The 19,240-nt window shown below is 49.8% G+C and carries 24 protein-coding genes and 1 pseudogene; 2 read left to right on the forward strand and 23 right to left on the reverse strand.

All coding sequences use genetic code 11. From position 1 onward, the window contains the following. Positions 1-20: 20 nt before the first annotated feature. Positions 21-425, reverse strand: coding sequence for a hypothetical protein (locus tag ACJJIJ_RS09715; protein WP_444886469.1), 405 nt, complete (start codon positions 423-425; stop codon positions 21-23). Between the two features lie 374 nt (positions 426-799). Continuing rightward, positions 800-3,004 (reverse strand): host specificity factor TipJ family phage tail protein, encoded by a 2,205-nt coding sequence (locus ACJJIJ_RS09720; RefSeq protein WP_444939417.1) that lies wholly within the window; start codon positions 3,002-3,004, stop codon positions 800-802. A 182-nt stretch (positions 3,005-3,186) separates the two neighbouring features. On the opposite strand from ACJJIJ_RS09720, the gene ACJJIJ_RS09725 reads away from it, so the two are divergent. Further along, positions 3,187-3,534 carry a helix-turn-helix domain-containing protein gene (locus tag ACJJIJ_RS09725; RefSeq protein ID WP_444939418.1) on the forward strand — a complete coding sequence of 116 codons (348 nt, stop codon included), beginning with the start codon at positions 3,187-3,189 and terminating at the stop codon, positions 3,532-3,534. A 1-nt stretch (position 3,535) separates the two neighbouring features. Here the strand turns inward: ACJJIJ_RS09725 and ACJJIJ_RS09730 are convergent, their stop codons facing one another. The 4 genes from ACJJIJ_RS09730 to ACJJIJ_RS09745 form a co-directional block, all read right to left on the reverse strand. After that, a complete protein-coding gene (locus tag ACJJIJ_RS09730; RefSeq protein ID WP_226644417.1) occupies positions 3,536-3,754 on the reverse strand; it encodes a DUF433 domain-containing protein in 219 nt (72 codons plus the stop codon). 86 nt (positions 3,755-3,840) lie between these two features. Continuing rightward, complete coding sequence (locus ACJJIJ_RS09735; protein WP_444939419.1) at positions 3,841-4,251, reverse strand: hypothetical protein; 411 nt, start codon at positions 4,249-4,251, stop codon at positions 3,841-3,843. Continuing rightward, positions 4,245-4,754: a hypothetical protein gene (locus ACJJIJ_RS09740; protein ID WP_444939420.1), complete on the reverse strand. Its 510-nt coding sequence runs from the start codon at positions 4,752-4,754 to the stop codon at positions 4,245-4,247. The genes ACJJIJ_RS09735 and ACJJIJ_RS09740 overlap by 7 nt, the downstream gene beginning before the upstream one ends. Before the next feature lie 213 nt (positions 4,755-4,967). Continuing rightward, entirely contained in the window at positions 4,968-5,357 is a 390-nt protein-coding gene (locus ACJJIJ_RS09745; RefSeq protein WP_444939421.1) for an HNH endonuclease family protein, read from the reverse strand. Between the two features lie 182 nt (positions 5,358-5,539). Between ACJJIJ_RS09745 and ACJJIJ_RS09750 the strand changes: the two genes are divergently transcribed. After that, positions 5,540-6,181 carry a hypothetical protein gene (locus ACJJIJ_RS09750; RefSeq protein ID WP_444939422.1) on the forward strand — a complete coding sequence of 214 codons (642 nt, stop codon included), beginning with the start codon at positions 5,540-5,542 and terminating at the stop codon, positions 6,179-6,181. 112 nt (positions 6,182-6,293) lie between these two features. Here ACJJIJ_RS09750 and ACJJIJ_RS09755 read toward each other — a convergent pair whose 3' ends face one another. The 17 genes and pseudogenes from ACJJIJ_RS09755 to ACJJIJ_RS09835 all read right to left on the reverse strand — a co-directional run bounded on the left by ACJJIJ_RS09755 (position 6,294) and on the right by ACJJIJ_RS09835 (position 19,193). Further along, entirely contained in the window at positions 6,294-6,563 is a 270-nt protein-coding gene (locus tag ACJJIJ_RS09755) for a hypothetical protein (protein WP_444939423.1), read from the reverse strand. Beyond that, on the reverse strand, positions 6,564-6,728 hold the full coding sequence (locus ACJJIJ_RS09760; protein ID WP_444939424.1) for a hypothetical protein: 165 nt from the start codon (positions 6,726-6,728) through the stop codon (positions 6,564-6,566). A gap of 113 nt (positions 6,729-6,841) precedes the next feature. Beyond that, positions 6,842-7,171 carry a phage minor tail protein domain-containing protein gene (locus tag ACJJIJ_RS09765; protein ID WP_444939425.1) on the reverse strand — a complete coding sequence of 110 codons (330 nt, stop codon included), beginning with the start codon at positions 7,169-7,171 and terminating at the stop codon, positions 6,842-6,844. A gap of 2 nt (positions 7,172-7,173) precedes the next feature. Then, entirely contained in the window at positions 7,174-7,587 is a 414-nt protein-coding gene (locus ACJJIJ_RS09770) for a phage tail tube protein (RefSeq protein ID WP_444886477.1), read from the reverse strand. Positions 7,588-7,613: 26 nt separating this feature from the next. Next, a complete protein-coding gene (gene gpU / locus ACJJIJ_RS09775) occupies positions 7,614-8,021 on the reverse strand; it encodes a phage tail terminator protein (protein WP_444939426.1) in 408 nt (135 codons plus the stop codon). A 151-nt stretch (positions 8,022-8,172) separates the two neighbouring features. Next, entirely contained in the window at positions 8,173-8,538 is a 366-nt protein-coding gene (locus ACJJIJ_RS09780; RefSeq protein ID WP_143732432.1) for a hypothetical protein, read from the reverse strand. A gap of 62 nt (positions 8,539-8,600) precedes the next feature. Beyond that, positions 8,601-9,626, reverse strand: coding sequence for an endonuclease/exonuclease/phosphatase family protein (locus tag ACJJIJ_RS09785; protein WP_444939427.1), 1,026 nt, complete (start codon positions 9,624-9,626; stop codon positions 8,601-8,603). A gap of 395 nt (positions 9,627-10,021) precedes the next feature. Continuing rightward, positions 10,022-10,552, reverse strand: a complete 531-nt coding sequence (locus tag ACJJIJ_RS09790; RefSeq protein WP_444939428.1) for a BRO-N domain-containing protein — start codon at positions 10,550-10,552, stop codon at positions 10,022-10,024. Positions 10,553-10,571: 19 nt separating this feature from the next. After that, positions 10,572-10,784 (reverse strand): BRO-N domain-containing protein, encoded by a 213-nt coding sequence (locus ACJJIJ_RS09795; protein ID WP_444939429.1) that lies wholly within the window; start codon positions 10,782-10,784, stop codon positions 10,572-10,574. Positions 10,785-10,797: 13 nt separating this feature from the next. Further along, positions 10,798-10,944, reverse strand: coding sequence for a hypothetical protein (locus tag ACJJIJ_RS09800; protein WP_444939430.1), 147 nt, complete (start codon positions 10,942-10,944; stop codon positions 10,798-10,800). 723 nt (positions 10,945-11,667) lie between these two features. Then, positions 11,668-11,940, reverse strand: a complete 273-nt coding sequence (locus ACJJIJ_RS09805) for a hypothetical protein (protein WP_143732435.1) — start codon at positions 11,938-11,940, stop codon at positions 11,668-11,670. 148 nt (positions 11,941-12,088) lie between these two features. Continuing rightward, positions 12,089-12,385 carry a head-tail joining protein gene (locus ACJJIJ_RS09810; RefSeq protein WP_444939431.1) on the reverse strand — a complete coding sequence of 99 codons (297 nt, stop codon included), beginning with the start codon at positions 12,383-12,385 and terminating at the stop codon, positions 12,089-12,091. A gap of 7 nt (positions 12,386-12,392) precedes the next feature. Then, complete coding sequence (locus ACJJIJ_RS09815) at positions 12,393-12,764, reverse strand: capsid cement protein (protein ID WP_444939432.1); 372 nt, start codon at positions 12,762-12,764, stop codon at positions 12,393-12,395. A gap of 98 nt (positions 12,765-12,862) precedes the next feature. Further along, positions 12,863-14,992: a ClpP-like prohead protease/major capsid protein fusion protein gene (locus tag ACJJIJ_RS09820; protein WP_444939433.1), complete on the reverse strand. Its 2,130-nt coding sequence runs from the start codon at positions 14,990-14,992 to the stop codon at positions 12,863-12,865. Positions 14,993-14,995: 3 nt separating this feature from the next. Continuing rightward, positions 14,996-16,702 carry a phage portal protein gene (locus ACJJIJ_RS09825; protein WP_444939434.1) on the reverse strand — a complete coding sequence of 569 codons (1,707 nt, stop codon included), beginning with the start codon at positions 16,700-16,702 and terminating at the stop codon, positions 14,996-14,998. Next, positions 16,703-18,709, reverse strand: a pseudogene (locus ACJJIJ_RS09830) (terminase gpA endonuclease subunit). Beyond that, complete coding sequence (locus tag ACJJIJ_RS09835; protein ID WP_444939435.1) at positions 18,672-19,193, reverse strand: hypothetical protein; 522 nt, start codon at positions 19,191-19,193, stop codon at positions 18,672-18,674. The pseudogene ACJJIJ_RS09830 and the gene ACJJIJ_RS09835 overlap by 38 nt, the downstream one beginning before the upstream one ends. Positions 19,194-19,240: the final 47 nt, after the last annotated feature.

The raw sequence follows: 19,240 nt of genomic DNA on the forward strand, positions 1-19,240 counted from the left end.
CCGTCAGCTGCAGCACCTCGTTAGTTGCTTTTTTGGACTCCGAAAATCTCATCTAGCACGGCCTCCCCTCGGTTAGTTGGAGCCAACTCATACTGCCATTTATTGTCTCTTGAAAATGAGCTACTCCAGTTCCATGGATCATTAATGAAGCTTTCCAAATCATCATTGGTTAATGTCTTTACAGACTCAACAGAGTATGGCTCTTTGGAAGCTCTATCAATCTGACAGAGTGAAATCAGGCCCTTTGACACCAATGATTTTACAAGGCCAATTGCCAGCTCATATTTTTCAATGAGGCTACCTTCCGTAGCATCAGAATGAATCTCTGATATTAACTCTGGTAGAGTTTTACCGAAATCAGTCAATTCAACCAATAGCCACTTTTCGTTGTCTGATAAGATGATGGTTGTAATCTCCTTGAGCAACTAACAGTTTATTAAAGAGCCAGTGGCTCACTATCCATTTGGCCACTATTTCTGGAATGGAGCCTTCAAGCTCCATAAAAAAAGCCCTTATTTACAGCAGGTTATAAACTGCCGTCTAAATAGTAACCAGAGATAGTAAGCCATTGGCTCAAGTCGTCTGGTTCAACTTCCCGCTCTTGAGCACATTTTACCCATAATTAAATCAATAAGTTAGGGGGGATCTTTCTGCAGATGTAAGCCATGGCTCTATAATTCGGGCCTTCGCACTGGCGACACGCCTCTCCACTACTGAAAACCGAAGCCAGTATCACCCACTCGGAATCGCCATAGCTGCAATAGAACTATGCCGGCTAGGCTATGTGCCGCCTCTGCAATCAACCCGGACTACCATCATCATCCGCATAAACCCGCTCATCATAATTCACAGCGGTCATACTCACCCGCTCGGTGCCGCTGGGTTTAATATCGGTGATGAGTGCCGGGTGGCTCCAGCGCTCGGCCTGGCCAAACATATACAGCGGCGGTTCCATATTTCCATCTAATGTGGGCGTAAAATCCAGATTAGAGTTGATTTCTACTACGTTGGCGCTATCGGTTGGCGTTGCCGCATAGAGACCAGACAGGGTGCCGTCTGGTTTGCGCAGGGCGAGGAAGTGCGTACCTGTGCCCCACTCCAGCTCCGCATCCAGAGTGATAAGTCGGCCGTTTACTGCCAGCACCCTGCCCGTCTGCGAGTAGCCGGGGATATCGTCGGCGAGGGCGCAGTAGCTCAGATAACGGCTGTTGAGGCCGTCCATTTCGGTCTTAAAGCTGTAGCGGGTGCGGCGGTAGCGCTGGGTGCGCCTTTGCCGCATACCAAAGCGCCAGGCTTTGGTTTTATCGGTGATGCCGAAGGCCCGGACCTTTTTCGGTGCCTGGCCCAGGTCTCCCGGCAAGGTGCAGAGCACTGTGGCCGGCTTCCAGGTTTGCGGGTCAAAGTATTCCACCTCGATGCCATCCGGCTCGTCGGGATCAAACAGCTTTATATCCCTTTCCAACTCGCCGACCATATTGTCCGGCTGGTACATGTGTTCGAATGCCGTGCGCGGGCCGTCGCGCACTGGAATGATTTGCCCATAGTCCAGAGTGGGTTCGGCATAGCCCACCGCTAACACTTTTTTCAGGACTTCGAACAGGGTGGTTTTGTTATCGAATACCGCCGAGAAGGTATCGCCACGCGCGCTCCATAGGCTATGGAGCCCTTCCATCTCCTCCAGGCCAATCTGGTGATCAGTATGGCCGACGCTCTTAATCACGTAGGCAAAGAACGGGGCTATATCCTCAGTGGGTTGAGGCGCAGACCAGCTGCCATTTTCATAGACGGGAAGTTTGCGGGTTGCGATGAGATTGAATTTATTCTCGGCGCTGCCAGCCAGTGCATTGGTGCCACGAATTTTAACTGCAATCGTGGTCACGCCTTCATAACGGCTGGCGCTGTCCAGCTCAGCCTTAAGTACAGTCCACTGCACTTTATCGTATACGCGGGTATCGTCAGTGCCTGGGGTGGTGCGCTTTGCGCGAACCTCTGGACGCATCCGGCTGCTGAGATTAATTTTTTTGGTGAAGCCTATCTGGTCGTTGGTGGCGCCGCTGAAAGTGTGGCTGATGGTGGTCCAGCTGCTACTGCCCTCGGCCCGGTAATCAACTTCAATGGTGACAGAGCGAGTTTCGAAGTCTCCGTTATCTTTTAACCGGCCTAGCCCCTGCGGCAAGAAAAAATCCAGCCAAATTGTGTCTGTCAGCTCGTTGGCTGGACAGGCGAAAAAAGGGCCACTATAGCTGGTATCACTCGGGCTGCTACTAGCGATGGTGATGGACTCATGCTGGGAGCTGGTGAAACCGGTCCAGGCCACATCCGGGTCACCATTGCCGTCCACCTTTTCCATAGTGGCGCTATTCACAGAGCCCTTGGAAACCACTCGGTAATCACCGTTATTGCTGGCACTGCCACTAATAGTGATGATTTCATTCACCCCATAAGGGAATGGCCATGAAAGATAACTGCCACTCTCTGCGTCATATTCGTAACAGCTCAGAGTGTGGCCGGCCATGCTCCAGCGCGTGCGGCTGAAACCGGAACCTGAAGAGCTGAGACTCCCCTCCAATTCCAGCCCGGTTTGGCCGCCGCTGCTGCCCACCTCCGGCGAGGTATACACGTTGCGATGTGCTTCGTGACTAGTAATGCTCTCACCAGGGCCAAACAGCTTGTAGTCGATATCGCCAAAATAGCGGCTGACCGGTGTGTTGCCGATAAAGATTTCCTCGGGGTCCACGGCATACTCACCAACGCCCACCGCCATCATTAAATACAGATATTGATCGTTGCCGATATATTCCCGGCGCGGCTGGTTAAGCAAATCGGGAAAGACTTTATGACGGCCGGCAATCTCGGGCACCACACCCATCAGCCGCGCCTGATTACCCTGAGCGTTGGGGTTGTAGATGGTGGAACCATCGGGTGTGGTCTGGTTGTAGTTATCGGGGATCTGATTAGCAAAATACATGGCGGCAGCCGCAGCGGCGACCGCGACCACGGCCATCACAATCACCGCCGGGCCTGATGCTAATCCAGGCTAAGGGCCGCCTCCTTGTGGTCATCGGCAGGAGAGGGAAAGCCACAGGCAATGCCGTGGCCATAGAGTGGGGAAAGCTTCATTCTGGAAACCTTGAAAACTGTATATTTATACAGTTTATTACCAGAAGGCAGCAATCGGCAAGGGCAATGGATGACTACGAGGCCGGAACACTGGGCGAACGCCTGCGCAACGCAAGGAAACAGGAGGGGAAAACGATCGCACAGCTGGCCAGGCAGCTGGGACTGGCGCCATCTCAAGTTTCGAAGATGGAAACAGGCAAGCAGAAGATACCCGCGGAGCTGCTGCCGGCTTGGTGTGAGGCGGTGGAGATTACTATGGCGGAGGTGTACGGCATCGAGTACCTGCACCACTTCGCGCAGATTCCCTTTCCGCCGCTGATTGCGCAGCTTTATTCGAAGCTACCGCAAGAGTTTCGTAGGCATATACATCGGATGATTGAGAGCACCTACCAGTTATGGAAGAGCCGACGTTAAATTAGACCTCATTGCCTTTCGGAAGATTATCGGCGGCATATCCTATTGCCGCGCGTATTTTGGTTTCGTCTAGGTTGGGGAAGTCTTCGATGATTTCGCTAGTGGTCATGCCAGCGCTGAGCATCTGCAAAATATCCACTACGGCTATCCTGGTCCCTGTCACACAGGCTTTCCCTCCCCTTATTTGCGGATCAACCTCAATGTACGGCTGGTATTCCACACTGCACCTCCTTTAGCTATTTCACTTAAACAGTGAACATTTAGGCAATCCATACCATCAACTGCAAGCATAGCCAGAAACCAGAATTAGTCTTCATTCTTAATTGGCAACTTGCCAAATTCGGGGTATCGCTCCCTCAGAATAGCTTCCTGCTCTTCTTTTGTCTGAATAACGTCCTCAACGTTACAAACACCAATTTGATTTATGGTGATTTCATTATTGTATTTTTCGATGAGCTGCCTGGCCTTTAATCGGTTCTCTTCTGATGCTTGTCGGCGACCTGAGAAATCCTCGCGAATCATCTGAAAATTTTCTTCCAGCGAGAGCTTGTCATCCATCATGTAACCCAGACTAGAATGCACCAATATATTGACATCCTGGGCTGTGAAATCGGGTACGCCCTCCATTGCGGGATCAATGGTAGGGTCAGATATTATTGACTCAGCAATATCGTCAGGAAGAACAAAGTACTGGTCATCATCAGCTTTGATTAACATGGCAAGACCTCCAAAGGTTTCGCAAGTTCTTGCTCAAAAATTCGGTATTGATCTATTTCTGAAATTTTCACGTCGCTCATAAACCACCCAATACCACCATCGGTATGAAGAGCAATAAAATGCGGGAGTTTGTGTTTGAGATGTTTATAAATCTCCCTTGCACCATGTCCATATGCACGATTTTTTATATGAATTGCATTGGCTTTATGCCTACCCAGATCATCAGTCAAAAGATAAAAGCCTACAATAGAAATGCCAGGCAAATCCGGCAGGATCATTTCTGTCGCTCGGTTTCCAATGGCCCTGGCCAAAGATAGTCCATTGGTTTTGCCCGTCACTGAAGAATCCATACTTCCACTAGCATTTGTAAACTTGATTCCCACCGCTTTTCCGGTAATGCCAGCTACATCATGATAGCTAATCTGAATAGTGTAATTCAAACCCCCTTCTGTTATTACAGAGGTCTTTTCATGGGGCTGCCTTAATAAGTAATGTCCAGCCATACTACCTAGTGAATCCTTTCTGTAGGTTTGATTTTTAACCACCATATATCAATGGCAATTAATGCTTCCAATTTGCTTGAGTAACAATATCGATACCCAATAGAGCCCTTATCCATACCACAATGTAACCTAGAGATACAGGTTAAGTACTTCAAAGGTTCCCACAACTACCGGCACACTTGGCGACAGCCAAAATTAAAATAATTTAATTATTCACTTCAACCCATAACTCTCCGCAATGAGCTTAAACTGTTGGGCATAAATAGCGCGAGCGGGCTGATAGGGTGGCAACCATTCATCGGGACCTTTATCGCCCTTGCTCTGGTTGTGGCCATCATCCACCAGCCAGAGGTTGGCCGGGTCTTCGGCAAAGGCGCGGCGCTGTTCGCGAGTCCAATTGGCACCGCCGTGCTTGTGGGCCCATGAAAGTGGGACAATATGTTCAACATCCAGGTCCGAAGCCTGTTGGAAAAACTGGCGGGTATAGGGATCCATCCACAAGCCGGACACGACGGTACAGGCCTTTTCATTACTGAAGGTTACCGGAGCCAGGGAGAGACAAACAAGTGGCTCCTGCTGAACCCACAACTCCCATAGTGACATCCACTTGGCATGATAACTACGGCAGAAAAAATCGCCATGCTCAAATTTCAGCTAAAGCTCATTTACGAAAAATAAATGTGCTTAGGGCTTTACTAAAAAAATTCTATCGCGTAGATTCCCGTGCGCCAAAATGATCTTAAAGTAACTTGGCAAATCAAAAAGCTGTTAATGGATGTAACTCAATGAAAAGAATTTCTGCATTTATTCTCTCCACCTTTTTTGCTCTGTGCGGACAAGCCCACGCAAAAGACACTCTTTACGGCGGCGAGTATCTTTATCCAGGTGATAAATTAGTATCTAGTAATGGAAAGCATGAACTTCTCTTAGCAAGTAACGGAAGCTTACAATTACGTCAAGAGTCATCATTTGTATGGTCCTCCATGGTTCATGGAAGTGATAACTGGAGAGGAAGTAAAACTGGCAACACTGGGATAAAAGCAGTAATGCAAGCTTCAGATGGCAACTTTGTAGTCTATAGCTCTAACAATGGCCCTATTTGGTCTACCTTCAAAAGAGCAAGCTTCAATAACAAAAACTCAAAACTTGTATTACAAAACGACGGTAACCTTGTAATCTACAAGGCAGATATGACACCTATTTGGCACACAGGCACCGTTGTCACCCCTAAACAGTGCACAACAAAAGAAATCGACATGTGGGGTGGAAAAGTACAAGATGGATACATCTGGAACACAAACACCAGATGCACTATTTATGTTCCACTGTTGCCTAGCTCTAATAAAGTTAGGCTTCCATATAATGGACAGCTATGCGAGGTTAAACCTGCCTATGCTGGCAAACGCAAACACACTACTTGCAAGTAGTTTATAAATTGAATTAATACCGTTTTGCCAACCCCTTTATATAAAGGGGTTGGCATTTCACCACTAGCCTTCACAAACCCCCTCTTCTTTTCTGCATTCACTCAGATACTGCCTAACTCACCTGATTATCCCAAAACACCCCATTCAATGCGCTTAACATCTGCCCAACCACCCCAACCAAATCGCTGCTTGTGTCGCCAGTAATCTGCGGCAGTGCAGACGGGCGGTTGGCGATCTGCCAGCCGCTGCTGGCTTTTACATACAGCAACCCGTCCGCTTTATTCAGAGCCACTTTTGCTGGGAGGAATTGCCAGTAGCCTGGGTCTGCGACATAGCGCGCGAGCTGGCCGTCTTTGCCGGTACGGTCTTTACCACCTCTCACTCACCCACTAGGAATCGCCATAGCCGCAATCGAGCTATGTACAGCTAGGCGGTTCGCCACTTCAACAATACAGTCGGCTACAAGATCGGCGGCATGGTCGGCAACATTGATGGCCTGCCCCGCATCAGTCTGCAGGATTTTGGTCGTTACATACACGCTACTCATTTCGTCACCAGCGCCGTCAATCTGTACTTTGTTTTGGTCATCAATAACCGCGATGGTGCATTTTAAAACGGCGGCGGCTTTGGCCTCAATGGATGCAGGTTCGGTAGTTTGCGTTACCGTTGCGCGTACAACTTAGGAGTAACGCTGCGGATTAAGCCCTGATGGATCTGCTCCAGTGATGCCTGGCAATCCGGCTTCATCCAGATGGCATAGGCTACCAACAGCAATTTTTTGCTCACCTCCCCAGCACGAAACGCCCAAAGCTGGCCAAAGTTTTCCAGCTCAGTTTCCGGTAACTCTTCATCCTGCGGCAATGGAATATCTTCGGTAGTCTTCTGCAGATATTCACAGCGGTGGTAGGCGCTCAGCTCAAACAACTCCACTTCCTGCTGGCCAAATACAACGGTTTCGGATTCTAAAATAGGAGTAGGAACCAAATTCATTGTTAGCTGCCTGCGGTTACTGTGGGTTTACCAGAGATTTTGAACTTCACGGTGCGGGTAATCTTGTCATCCTTGGGCACAGCCTTACCCCAGCCGGTAATATGGCCGGTGAATTCCACCTTGGTACCTTCAGGATATTCAATCTGGTAATACTTATTGGTATCGGAGTCGTAATCTGCCCGCAGTGCCTGCTGGCCGCTATCTGTCTCTTTCCAGATCAAAGTAATTGAAACCTCGCCGGCATCGCGTAAGCCGGAGGGGTCATAGTCCATATAGCCACTGGTGCCATCAATCGGCGTCATTTCAACTGAACCGCGCGATTCCTCACCGGGGTCGATATCCAGCATGCCCGCCACTGGTGTATAGGAAGTGCCATCATCGCTGCGGGAAAATTTTGTTTTATAACCTTGTGCCATAGCTAAGACCTTATTGAATTGTTGAGTTAAAGGGCTGAGGGTTCGGTGGAATACTGGGCCCTATAGATCAATCGAACCTCGCCCAGTGGGTGATCCTGATCCAGGGCAAACTGGGTTTGGCTGAGTAGGAATAAGTCACAGGTGTTATCTAAAGTGGCATCCTGTAGTGCATGCTCGATCTCTTCAGCGGCTTGATCCAGTGCGGCATAGACATCGCCGCGACTCTTCACTACGGCGGCAACAGTTAAATCCAGTTGCCGATCTGAACCGCCATACATTTCGTGGTCCGTGTTTTCGGTGGAAAAATCCACCACAATCGCCGGCAGTTTTTCTGGATCGATTTCTTCTGTGGTGCCAGGGGGTGGAAATGTGTAGCTGGATAGAGTTTGCAGCTTGCTTAAAACGGCATCGCGGATGGTGATGCGTTGGGTCATTGGTATGTGCTCCAGGAATTTGGGGCATAAAAAAAACCCGCTGATGCGGGTTTTCATATTTACAATACGGCAGAGCCCACTCGCACTAGGAAGCTCGTGATGGCCACCTATACTTTAATGAATCTCTGCAATCAAAATGTAGATTTATTGACTAGTCGGTGAATAGCCAAACACTACGTATACGCGGGTAGGCTCCATCTTGTCCACCGCAGCCATCTAACCAAAAGCTAACTTTTTTTCCCGTCATTTGCGCGGACAATAAAGTTGAATGAATTGCTGCGTAATTATCATCTGTTGGGTGGATAGCAAAATAGTAAGTTTTTTCACACCCACTTGGATTATAGGCAGCTTCCTCACCAGGGTGATTTGAGGCGTCAAGTTCTGGAGCTCTAACTTGTGTCCAGCCCCCATTGACATACATAGTTTTAATTGTCGCAGGTCCAACTAGTCCAGAACCGGCAGCCCAAACTGTCATTGTCATCATGTAGACTACGACACCTAACATAAATTTCTTCATTTAGTTTTAAACTCCATTAACTACTTATAAATTGATAACAACAAGAAACTTAACTGGTACTTTCAATCTATCCATTCAAAGTTTGCCCAGATCATTTTGTGATCAGGTGTACATTTCTCCATCACACAAATTGCTTCTTCTGTGTATGCAGCTGGCACATTGAAAGTGGATAGAAATTCCCCCCCAACAACCACTTGATCTACTTTCGGCTTAATCTTTCCCTCAGGTGAATAGTAAAATATGTAATCTATCTTTTCAGGACTATTTTTTGAAGCGTTGTGTTTAGTATTCGCAATGTGTTGAGTTATATCCACGACTCCAGGGAACTCTTTTTCAAACTCCTCAATGAGTTTATTATATTGGTCATTTATCTGGTAATCGATATTGAAATCACCAACAAATATAACTGGTGCCGGTTTTTCTATAAATTCAGCCTTAAACTGCCGAATCATATCCTTCGCATCTATTAGGCTTTTCTGAACATCACCATTAGCCCAAACAAAGTGCGCTGTGACGAACCAGATGTTTTTTCCATCACCAAAATCGTGAAATAGAGCTATAGCTCCTGTATCGGTGCCCTCTGCACCTGTAAGCTCTAAGTACTTTTCATCTTCAATTTTAACATTAGTAACTACAGCCTCACCTTTGTAAATACCAACAATACCACTAGGCCCAGTTCGGGCGCTAAACCCTCCATTTTTATCACCATAAGAGCTTTTGGAAACCAAACCATAAAAACGATTTACCACATTGGGAGAGAAATATTCATCTACCTCTTGAATAAAAGGCTTATCACAGACATATTTAGTCCTATTCATTGCCTCTTGAAAGCCAATAATGAATGGTTTTTCTCTATCTATTACCTCATCCAATTGAGCCAAATATGTCTGAAACCGCTCATCAAATTCTTTCTCAGCACTTTCACTACAGTTCAATAGGCCATTGTCCTTTTTGGTCGTTATATCATAGCTTGTTGCTAATGAGTCCCAGATATTGTGTGTAACAATAGTAAACTCGAACGATAGTGATGCTGGTGAAATAAAACTAAGCAACAACAGCACTACTACATTTGCCTTAAAATTAAACATATCCCCTACTCAATACCCTTCTGAAAATATATTTGAGTCACGAACAATACTACTGCCAAACTCACCAAAATTTTTCGATAGATTTGGAATCATATTTAAATAAAACTAGAAAAACAAATAATTGACAATTCTCCGATTTTCAAGTCATTACTTCAACCAACACCCGCCAAACAACCTCATCATCCGACAACCGCTTGTGCACGGTATAGGCTACACCACCAAGCGTAATCACCGCTTCAGAGCTGTAAGCGCCGACCTCACTTTAAAAGGCGGCAGCCATTGAACATCCAAAGGAGAATGAAAAGTGGACGAGTGCTATTTCCTTTCGGTGTTGTATTCACGCTCATGGCCGCCATAAAACCACAGACCTACTTATCGGAATAGAGTGCCATCAATCAGGCGGCGTTTTTCCAAGCATTTATCTGATCCAGTAATTCCGGGAAGGTCTCGACGTAGTACAGGGGCTGAGTCTCTCTAGGGTTCCTTGGGCAGGTTTCATTCCTGCCAAAGCGTAATCCGGCCTGAGTAAGTGACTTAAACTTCTTGATCCCCCCTCTGCTGGAACGTCGCTGCAACTCCTCCAGATAACCCATACTTATTAGGATTGGGTTAACGGCACGGGCTGATAACGATGCCCCGTGCTCCTTCAATAAGTCGCTGTGGGCCTTCACGGGCGCCTCCTGAACGTAGTCCGGCAGGAAGCGGTCACTAACACCCCGCTCGGTGCAAATGGTACTGAGCATACGAACCTTGCTGCTATCACTCATCCGTAGCATTCGGGCGGCGCACTCTGCAATTTCCAGCTCTGGATAGCCACTAGGTTGTTGATGGCTGTACTGACCCGTTTTTCGAATACTGGGCAAGACCTCATGTGTCACCCAGCGTTTGAATGCTTTAGCTTCTGTTTTCTGACTTGTTAAAATCACCGAGTACAAACCGGACTCGTTAATAACTGTAATGCCACGCCCCCCTAGGAGCTCCCAAACCGCCGATCTGGCGGTTTGACTTTTCGTCGTCATCCAGTTTACTCGTCATCTTATGAGCGTCAGAGTAGTTGAGAACCTCTGCTACATCCTTCGCTACAAACCAAAATTCACCATCCTCTTCAAGTACACGAAGCTGACGATTTTTGAAACCAAATGGAATTACGTTATTCATACCACTCTCCTTGTTAATGTTCAGTATTCTGCCCGCGAACCAGTTGTTCGGCTGCAAAAGTCAATCCATCCAGCTCCGCGCTCTCTTCGCCACAGAGGGCATTGAGTGCGGCGTTTTTTACTGGGGAATCGGGCCATTCCTGAATGCGCTGGCGAGCCATGTTTAAATACTGCAAATCGCGTAACTGCTGGACATGAGCCGGCTGTAGCGCACAGTGAGAGTTATCAATCTTAGAGATTAATTAGGAATCGGCCATGGCGGCCTCCTGTTAGATTTTAGTTTCTTGCGACTGCCAGTTAGTAGCTGGCAGCCGGGTCTCAACTAGAGCTCTATCAGAAGCTCCGGGCCTATTTCCCATAAGGGTCTTGTATTACGCCTCTCGACCCGGCCATAAGGCTAGGCGTGCCAAATTACAGGCACAAAAAAACCGCAGAGTCTAACGGGTGCGGAAACCGCTGATAGAGTTTTAGTACCCTCAGTGACCACCAACCCTGTAAGAGCTGTCAAGCTCTTCAGCCTAAGGTTAGGCTACCCCTACTCCAATCTCCGTTTAATCACTCCAAAAATATGTTTTTCTATACAGCCCGATACCACAGGCAATAAAAAACCCCACCAGCGCGAGCTAGTGGGGTTTTTAAGCGCTACTCAATAGGCGAGTAACGGGCGATACTGTAACCCTACCTCTGCGGGCATTACCACACAAGCGGGGAGGAATATTTTGGAGGTTATTGCCTCATCACTACCAGCTGTTCAATTTGTAAAGTATTGCCACAAAAATCGCCAATCCGGCAGTTTGGATTACCCATCACCCGTACCTGCCATACAAAGCTATCATTCTTCAAAAGAAAAATTCACAGCAAGGATTTTTTTCTACTGTTTCCTATTAGCGACAAAGGATCATAAAAGCTTCATTTCGTGCCCCACTTGCTCCTCCACCTCCCGCTACTACCTTCCAGCCCTCCGGCACTTTAACTGTTTTTTCAGGCAGTTCGCCGTTATTTAAAGACCTGCCAGAGACACTCCAAAGTCTCGCTGCAAAGCACTCTTTAAATTGCTCATCTTTTTTTTCTTTTTTCTCATCCGCCATGACTGTAGGCACAGAAAGAGCAAACGCTATACCTATTAGAGTCAAGTATTGCGCAGTATTCTTTTTCATTCTTATCCTTTTTTCATTACATTAAATTTAAAGAAACTATTATGTAGTTACTTTATACATTGAATCATATTGGAGACCTCAGAAAAATCAATAAGTTATACCCTTACAACACCTCTGTGCCCCCAGTGGGTAGCCTCACATTTGTTCTTTAACCATCCACCAGCACCCGCCAAACAATTCCATCATCCGAAAGCCGCTTGCGTACTAAATACTCCACACCACCAAGCGTAATCACCGCCTCTGAGCTGTAAACCCCTACTTCGCTCACCAACAGACTCAATTCGATACGCGGCACCCGCACACGTTCCTCATCTTCGAACTCGTCGATCTCTTGATCTTTTATCACTCGGCAATCTATAGGCTCAGCACCACTATCGTCTGTATAGGTAGCGGGCTTACCCCACTTGCGGAACGCGCGCTCTGCGGCTCGTTGGTCCAGATCCATGCTTCACCTAGGCCTTCACGGTACCCGGCACGCCGGTAAACTTAACCGCTAGGCTGGAAACGCCATTACCGGCTGCCTCTACGGCAAAGGCGGTGGGGCCAGTGATATCGCCGGTTGCGGCTGTTGCGGCGCTATCGTCAAAGGCTGCTGCAGAGATATCCCAGGTGAGGGTTTCCCCCTGACTGATCTCTGCGGCGGATACCTTGGGTACACTAAACACACCTTTAATAGCGATCACACCGGACTCACCCACGGCGATATTATCCATCGCCACACCCAGTACTGCGCCTACTGCTAGCACCTGGCCAGAGGTAATTACCGCGCTAGTGCTATTTGTGTAATTCAGCATGCGCCCGTCTTGTACAAAATTGGAAGCCATTCTCTTTCTCTCAATTGAGTAAATTACTGAAAGCAAAAAGGCCGCGATGTGCGGCCTTTTTCGGATTCTTTAAGATTTGGTTCAGTTTGAGCTGGGTATTAGGTCTTGGGCGTTTTCACCATGCCTTTTGCGTCCCAGGCTTTGGCAGCAGCATCCAAGGGTACTTTGAATTCTACCCCGTCGATATTCCAGCCGTTTTGCTGTTCCAGCACTGGGGCTTGCTGGCCATCCAGGTAAAGCACTTCGATGGTGTCGTGCGCTACCGGGTCGGCATTGAGGTACCAACCATTGTGCCCGCTGAGGCGACCATCGGAGATCACGCTGGCAATATTGCGCACGCTGTTGGGTACAGTGTTGGATTTCTCGGAAGCACCCACTTCAAACTCTGACTCCAGAGCAACCTTTGCGGCACCCTCGTCAGCAATATCACACAGCAGGAATTTTGGGCGGATATTTAGGAAAGCGGTACCGTCCTTCTGTTTACCCATCAATACCCGCGCGGCGTCGATGCTGGCTGTATTGATGCCTGCCTTTTCGGCTAGGTTGCCATGGTCGGTATGGAATAAGGCCTTGCCATCGGCCATCTTGGGATTGTTGATCAGGATACTGAACACCAGATCCCCCACGGTGCGAATAGCAGCAAGGCCCATCTTTTGCGGGATTCGAGTGAAGGCCCCCAGGTCGTCATTGATAATCGCCTGGCGAGTAATGGAGAAGAGTTCCCCGTAAGTGGCCAGTGCAGCGGTTTCGGCGCGCTCCCCGATACTCACATATTTAAATTCTGCTCCGGGTGCCACTTGGCGCAGTGAGGGGAAGGTGCCAAGATCCGTGCGAGTAGCTATCTTGAAATCGCTCAAGTTTCCAGTGGCGGTAAACTGCGGGAATACTTCCTGGGCTTCCGAGTAGCCCTTCAGCATGGATTTATTGGCGATATTGCCGAGGACCGTCGCGAAGTCACCAGAGCTATGGGTAAACGCTGCGGCAACCACGCCCATTTTATCCAGGCCCGCTAAATTCTGTCCGTGGGCGTGCATAAACATACGGGCAATTTCCAGCATGGTATAGCCGGCCATGCTATTACCATCTGTGCGTTTCTCGCCAAAGGCGCGCATAGCAATCGCGTTTTCAGCGTCTGCCTTGATGCGCTTGATACCCTCACCTTCCTGCACCACTACGCTGTAGCTTTGCACCGGGGTTGGGGTTTGATTACCCAGAGCTGTGAGCAGTTTATCTTTGGCTTTTTCAGCGGTGCAATCCATATCATCCAGGCAGGATTGCATTACCGTGCTGTGCGCTTCGAAGCCTTTAAATACGGCTTTAATAGTGTCTTTGCGGTTTTTCTCATCCGCTGCAAATTGTGCTCTGGCATCGGCGGCAATCTGCGCTTTCATTTCTGGGGTAACCTCGGTCGCAGCGGTTGCAGCTGGCGTAGTGGAGGTGGTTGTAGTCATGGCTTGCGCCTCCTGGCTATGGGTTTGGTTTGGGTTGCCTGCAACCGAAGACTGAGTAGATGAATTATTGGAAGCTGAAATATATTTTGAGATAGCAGCGGTAAGTTCAGAGGAATTCCCTGAACCATTTACCAATATGCTGTGGGTTACTTCCGCAGCGCTTTGAGTGCGGATTGCTTCAGGTGTGTTTTTGAAAGCCGATACCAAGGATTTGCTGGCGTAGGCCTGCATCTCTATTGCTTCGGTGGTGTCACTGGCAAAACCTGCAGCTACCGCTTCCTCGCCGATATACCAAGTCTCCTCATCCATTAATGGTAAGAGCTGTTCAGTATCTAACCCGGTTGCATCAGAATATTCACGAGCCATCACATCGCGTACTCTGGCCAGTAAATCGCGGGCCTTTTCCATAGCCCGATAATCTCCCGACGCACTACGGGCTGGGTTATGGATCATGAAGTAGCCGTTTGCGGCAATGTGCCTTTTTTCAGGCTTTGCTGTGAGGAACAGAATGGTTGCCATGCTTGCACAGAGCCCATCAATCCAGCATTCAATTTCGGCTGGATGTTCCTTCAGTAAGGTATACATAGCAGTACCGTCGTACACGCTACCACCGGGCGAATTAAAACGTAGATTAATCTTGCTGATGCTGCCCAGTGCACGTAGATCCCTAGCAAATACACTTGCAGGGATTCCCCAGGCTCCGATCTCGTCATAAATAAAAACTTCAGCTACGCCATTGGCCTGCACCTTCATGTCGTACCAGGATTGATCAGGCATAAGTCACTCCTTCTCGGATTCAGTTTCTTGCACGGGGACCGCAGCGCGTTTGTCTGGGGTGGTGATACCGTTCTCTTCCAGCTTTCTCTGCCAGGCCGCGGTTTGCTTGATCACATCGTCCGGCTTTTTGCCACGGCGGCGAATGGTTTGCTGTGGGCTGACCAATACATTTTCCAGCAGGGTTTCATCGGCGCTGGCTTCGTGGGCTGGATTAATCCAGGGCATGACCGGGGTAATAAAATCGACATGCATCAGGGTGGCAGGATCGACATCAGCAGGCACTTGAAAGGCGTCTGCCAGTAATCCCATTTGCACCCAACGCCGGGTAACCGGCTCTACAATCTCCTCGCAGAATTCCAGGCTGAGGGTTTCGTAATTGGTCCACTGCTCCACCAGTTCCTGGCGCTGCGCACTATAAGTACCGTTGTAGTTTTTACTGATGCTGCTAAAGCTGGCCATGGTACCGGCGGCAGCCATGCGGTGCATGGTTTCTAAAAACGGGGTCAGCAAGCCGCTTGGGCGATTGCTCTGGATAGTGCCGACAGATTCCCCAGGGCGTAAATCGTCGTAGATAGCACCAGCGCGAATATCCAGGGTGCGATTTCCTTCATCATCAACTTCGTTCTGCGAGTAATCTTCTGGACTGCCCTTTTGAATAAAACCCACCATGGCCGAGGCAATCTTGGCGGCAACGCGTTCGTTTTCTTCATAGTCTTTAATATCAGTAAGGCGATTCATTACCGCTGCAAAGATGGAAACCCCTCGGGTTTGGTGCAGCCTGCGCACAAATTTCAGGTGCTCGATATTTTCGGCAGTGTGGCGCCTGCGTTTCATCCGCCAATTCAATGAGGCTCCGGGGTGCTCGTCGTAGAGCCAGAAGGCCTTGGCTTCGCCCCAGGCGGATTTCTCAATACCCTGCACTATGCGTTTGCTGGGATCGTTGAAATCCACCGGCAGAAAATCCGGTTCCAGGCATTCGATGGTGTAAGGCACATTGGTACGGTGCTTTAAACCGGGCACTGTGCCCTGCAGGTGCCGCAGTAGGGTTTCGCCATCGCGCAGCCAGGTATTGCACAAAAGCCGCTGGGATTTGCCCCAGCTGAACTGCCGGGTACATTCCGGGCGACGCGCCCATTCCTTGTGAGCCTCATTCATTTGGCTGGCGAGACCTTCGTGAATATCGCCATCCCAGGTTTTAGGTTGGAACTCCACATCGATACCGCGCGGGCCGACGATGTTGTTGGTCAGGGTAGTGAGAATGCCAAAGGCAAAATCGTGGTTTTGCTCCAGGTGCCGGGCCTGGCCGCGCAGGGTTTCCACGCTGCCTTCAATGACTAAATCCCCACTGCGGTTATCACCGGGATTTTTCCGCAGGCGACTGGGTCGCGCGGCTTCATAGGCGGCGGCGATCTCCAGGGCGCGGCGGGCTTGCACACGGCGCAGGGCGGCTTCGGGCGCAAAGAACCCGATTACAGAATCCAGTTTGTTCATTAGTAAAAGTTCGCGTAGGCGGGTCCGCGGCGTTTGCCGGCAGCCTTGAGTTGTTCTTGCAGTGCGCGGCGCTCCCACTCCTGCCGGCCGGCCGGCACGAATTTCCTGCAGGTTCTCTGCGGTAAATTGGCGGCCGTTAATCACTGTGGTTTTACCGGCGAGCACGTCTATCTCGGCCTCGATATAGAGGTCGACCATGGCTTGTGCGGTTTTTGACATTTAACTATCCAGTAGGGAGCCAACCGGCTGTGCTAGCCGGTGTGGTTTACTCGGGGCTGGTTTGGGCTGATCCGGTGATTGATCGGGCTCGCTAAACAAGGTGCGCTGGCCCAGCTGCGATTCGATGGTGGACCATTTTTTCTCGTTGTATTTGTGCATGCCCTTGGCGTGGGCTGCGTGTAGGGCGTAGACCTCGGTATCGGTGCCCTCATTGGGCCTGCCGGGGCGCTGCTGCCAGGTTTCCCTACCCTTATGCTTTTTGCTGGGGGCTTTGACCTCGGCGGTAACTTGTTCCCAGTAATCCTGGCGTACATGCTTGCAGCTGTGCATATAAGCACTGGTGCCGAGCAGACGCTTGGCGATCAGATCCTTGGCCTTGTGGGTGCCCACCATATAAACCCGAACCCCATGGCGGTCGGCCTTGGTGCGGCGCTAAGGGTTATTGAAATCGACCTGCTTGGGTTGGGTAAAAATCTCCTTGGTGCCAAAGTCATTACTGTCACCCTTGATAGCCATCACCAGCACGCCGCGGTGTTTTTTATCTCGGGTTCTCACCCAGTGATAGACCGCGTTGCTGGTGCCCCCATCGGAGGAGTCGATACTGATTGCCGCTGCGCGGATTTCGCCAAAGCGCTCGTGCTCGAAAGGCTGGAATACCAACTTGTCTAGGGCCGCCCAGCAGTCGTCGCGCTTGTCGGCGGTGTCGCCGTCGATTTCGCCCCAGTACATCTGCCAGCTTTCTTCATTGCGACCGAAAGCACGGATGGTGATTGCCAAGCGGTCGTGCTGCACATCGATACCAATAGTTACCAACAGGCCACCGGCAGGGCAGGATAATTCCGGGTAATCCTCTGCGGCCTCTTGTAGTTTTTCATGGTCCAGGAGGCGGCTAGCGGCATACTGGTAGGGCCTGCCCAATTTGTTGTTCTGGAAGACGATGCGCGCGGATTCATCGCCGCTTTTGGCTTCGTGTTCCGCTTCGAGAAAATCCCGCACCACATCGGCGAGGCCGGTGCCGGGGATACACACATAGAGTTCCGATAACTCCATAAAGGTTTCTATCGGTTCGATTTCATCGGGCCCAAAATCTTCACCGCATTGGGTTTTGACCCAGCCGGCAAAATCATCACCACTTTCCCGCGCGGTTTTGCAGGTCTGCAGGATATTGGCCTGGCGGCGGTAGTCATCCCATTCGCTGCCACATTCCGGGCAGCCATAGATAGCCGTATCAGGCTGATGCAGGCCGAATACCGGGTGCGGTATACCCTCTTCCTTCTTCAGCCAGCGGACGTTTTCCCAATCCAATACATGGGACTCGCCGCAGTCATGGCAGGTCACCGGCAGTACGCGCATGGTGCCGAGCTTGGTGTAGTGCTCTACCTGGGAAAGATCAGCAACGGAAGGTGTACCACCAATAACCAATTTTTTATTGCGGTTCCGCTTGATACGTTCGCGCAGGTGGCGAATAGAATCGCCCTGATCGCCGACATCTTTATTGGTATCGTCAGGCTCCTCTACATAGCCCCGACGGGCCGTAGTGGATTTCACGTTAGAGACAGAATTAGAGCCTGTGGTACGAACCTCACCACCGGGAAATTTCTTCCGCGTTGAGCGGCTGCCGCCCTTACGGCTGGTGGTGACATCAATCACCCGATTCACTGCTGGTGAGCCTTCAATAATCGGCACCAGCTTTTCATCCATAAACAGCCGGCCTTTTTCATCCTTGGGAAATAGCATCAGGATACGGGCCGGGTCGGTCACGGCGACCTTACAGATATCCGTGGCCAGCAGAACCGTCCAACCGATCTGCGCGGCCTTCTGCATCACCACCATCCACGACACCGGATTATCCAGCGCGTGCATCACGCCCCAGAAATAGGGCACATAGTCGTTGCGGTAATAACCGGCGTTATCGCTATCCTCCGACGGCAGTTTGATATTGTCCGGCAACCACTCAATCAGCGGGATTTTAGGCTGCGGTATCCAGGCTTGGCGTACCTCCTTCACCAGCCTCTTCAGATTCAATTTCGTAACTGCCAATAGCTTTGAGGGCAGCGTCAATGTTTGGCTGTAGGGGTTCGCGGTCGACGGTAATTGCATGCTGGCTCTCGATAGCAATAACGATGCTCTCCACCGCTCCTAAAAATTCATTCTTGCCAATGGTGGACCACTCCACCATCGCCTTACGTACGGACTCAATATCGACAATCAGCTGATCATCCTTATACAGCTCTCGCATTTTCAGCTGTGCATTCACTTCGGATTCAATCGCCTGAGCCATATCGCGGCGGCTGCGGGCATCACTAACCTGACGGCCTGCCGCTTCTGTACGTAACCGCTCGCAATATTCCTGTAGCCAAACTCTGAAACTGGCACCTTCAGTAAAAAGCTGAGCTTTGTAGTGCTTGGCAATAGCCGGTTGAGAAGCACCAACCAGGCGAGCAAAGCCCGATTGAGTGGCCTGATCATCAAGAGAGATATCACCAGCCAAGGTATAACCCCCTAGGAAATTTCAGATATCTGTTAAAAAAGCGGGGT

The organism is Microbulbifer mixtoriginis (SeqCode), from assembly GCF_052467945.1.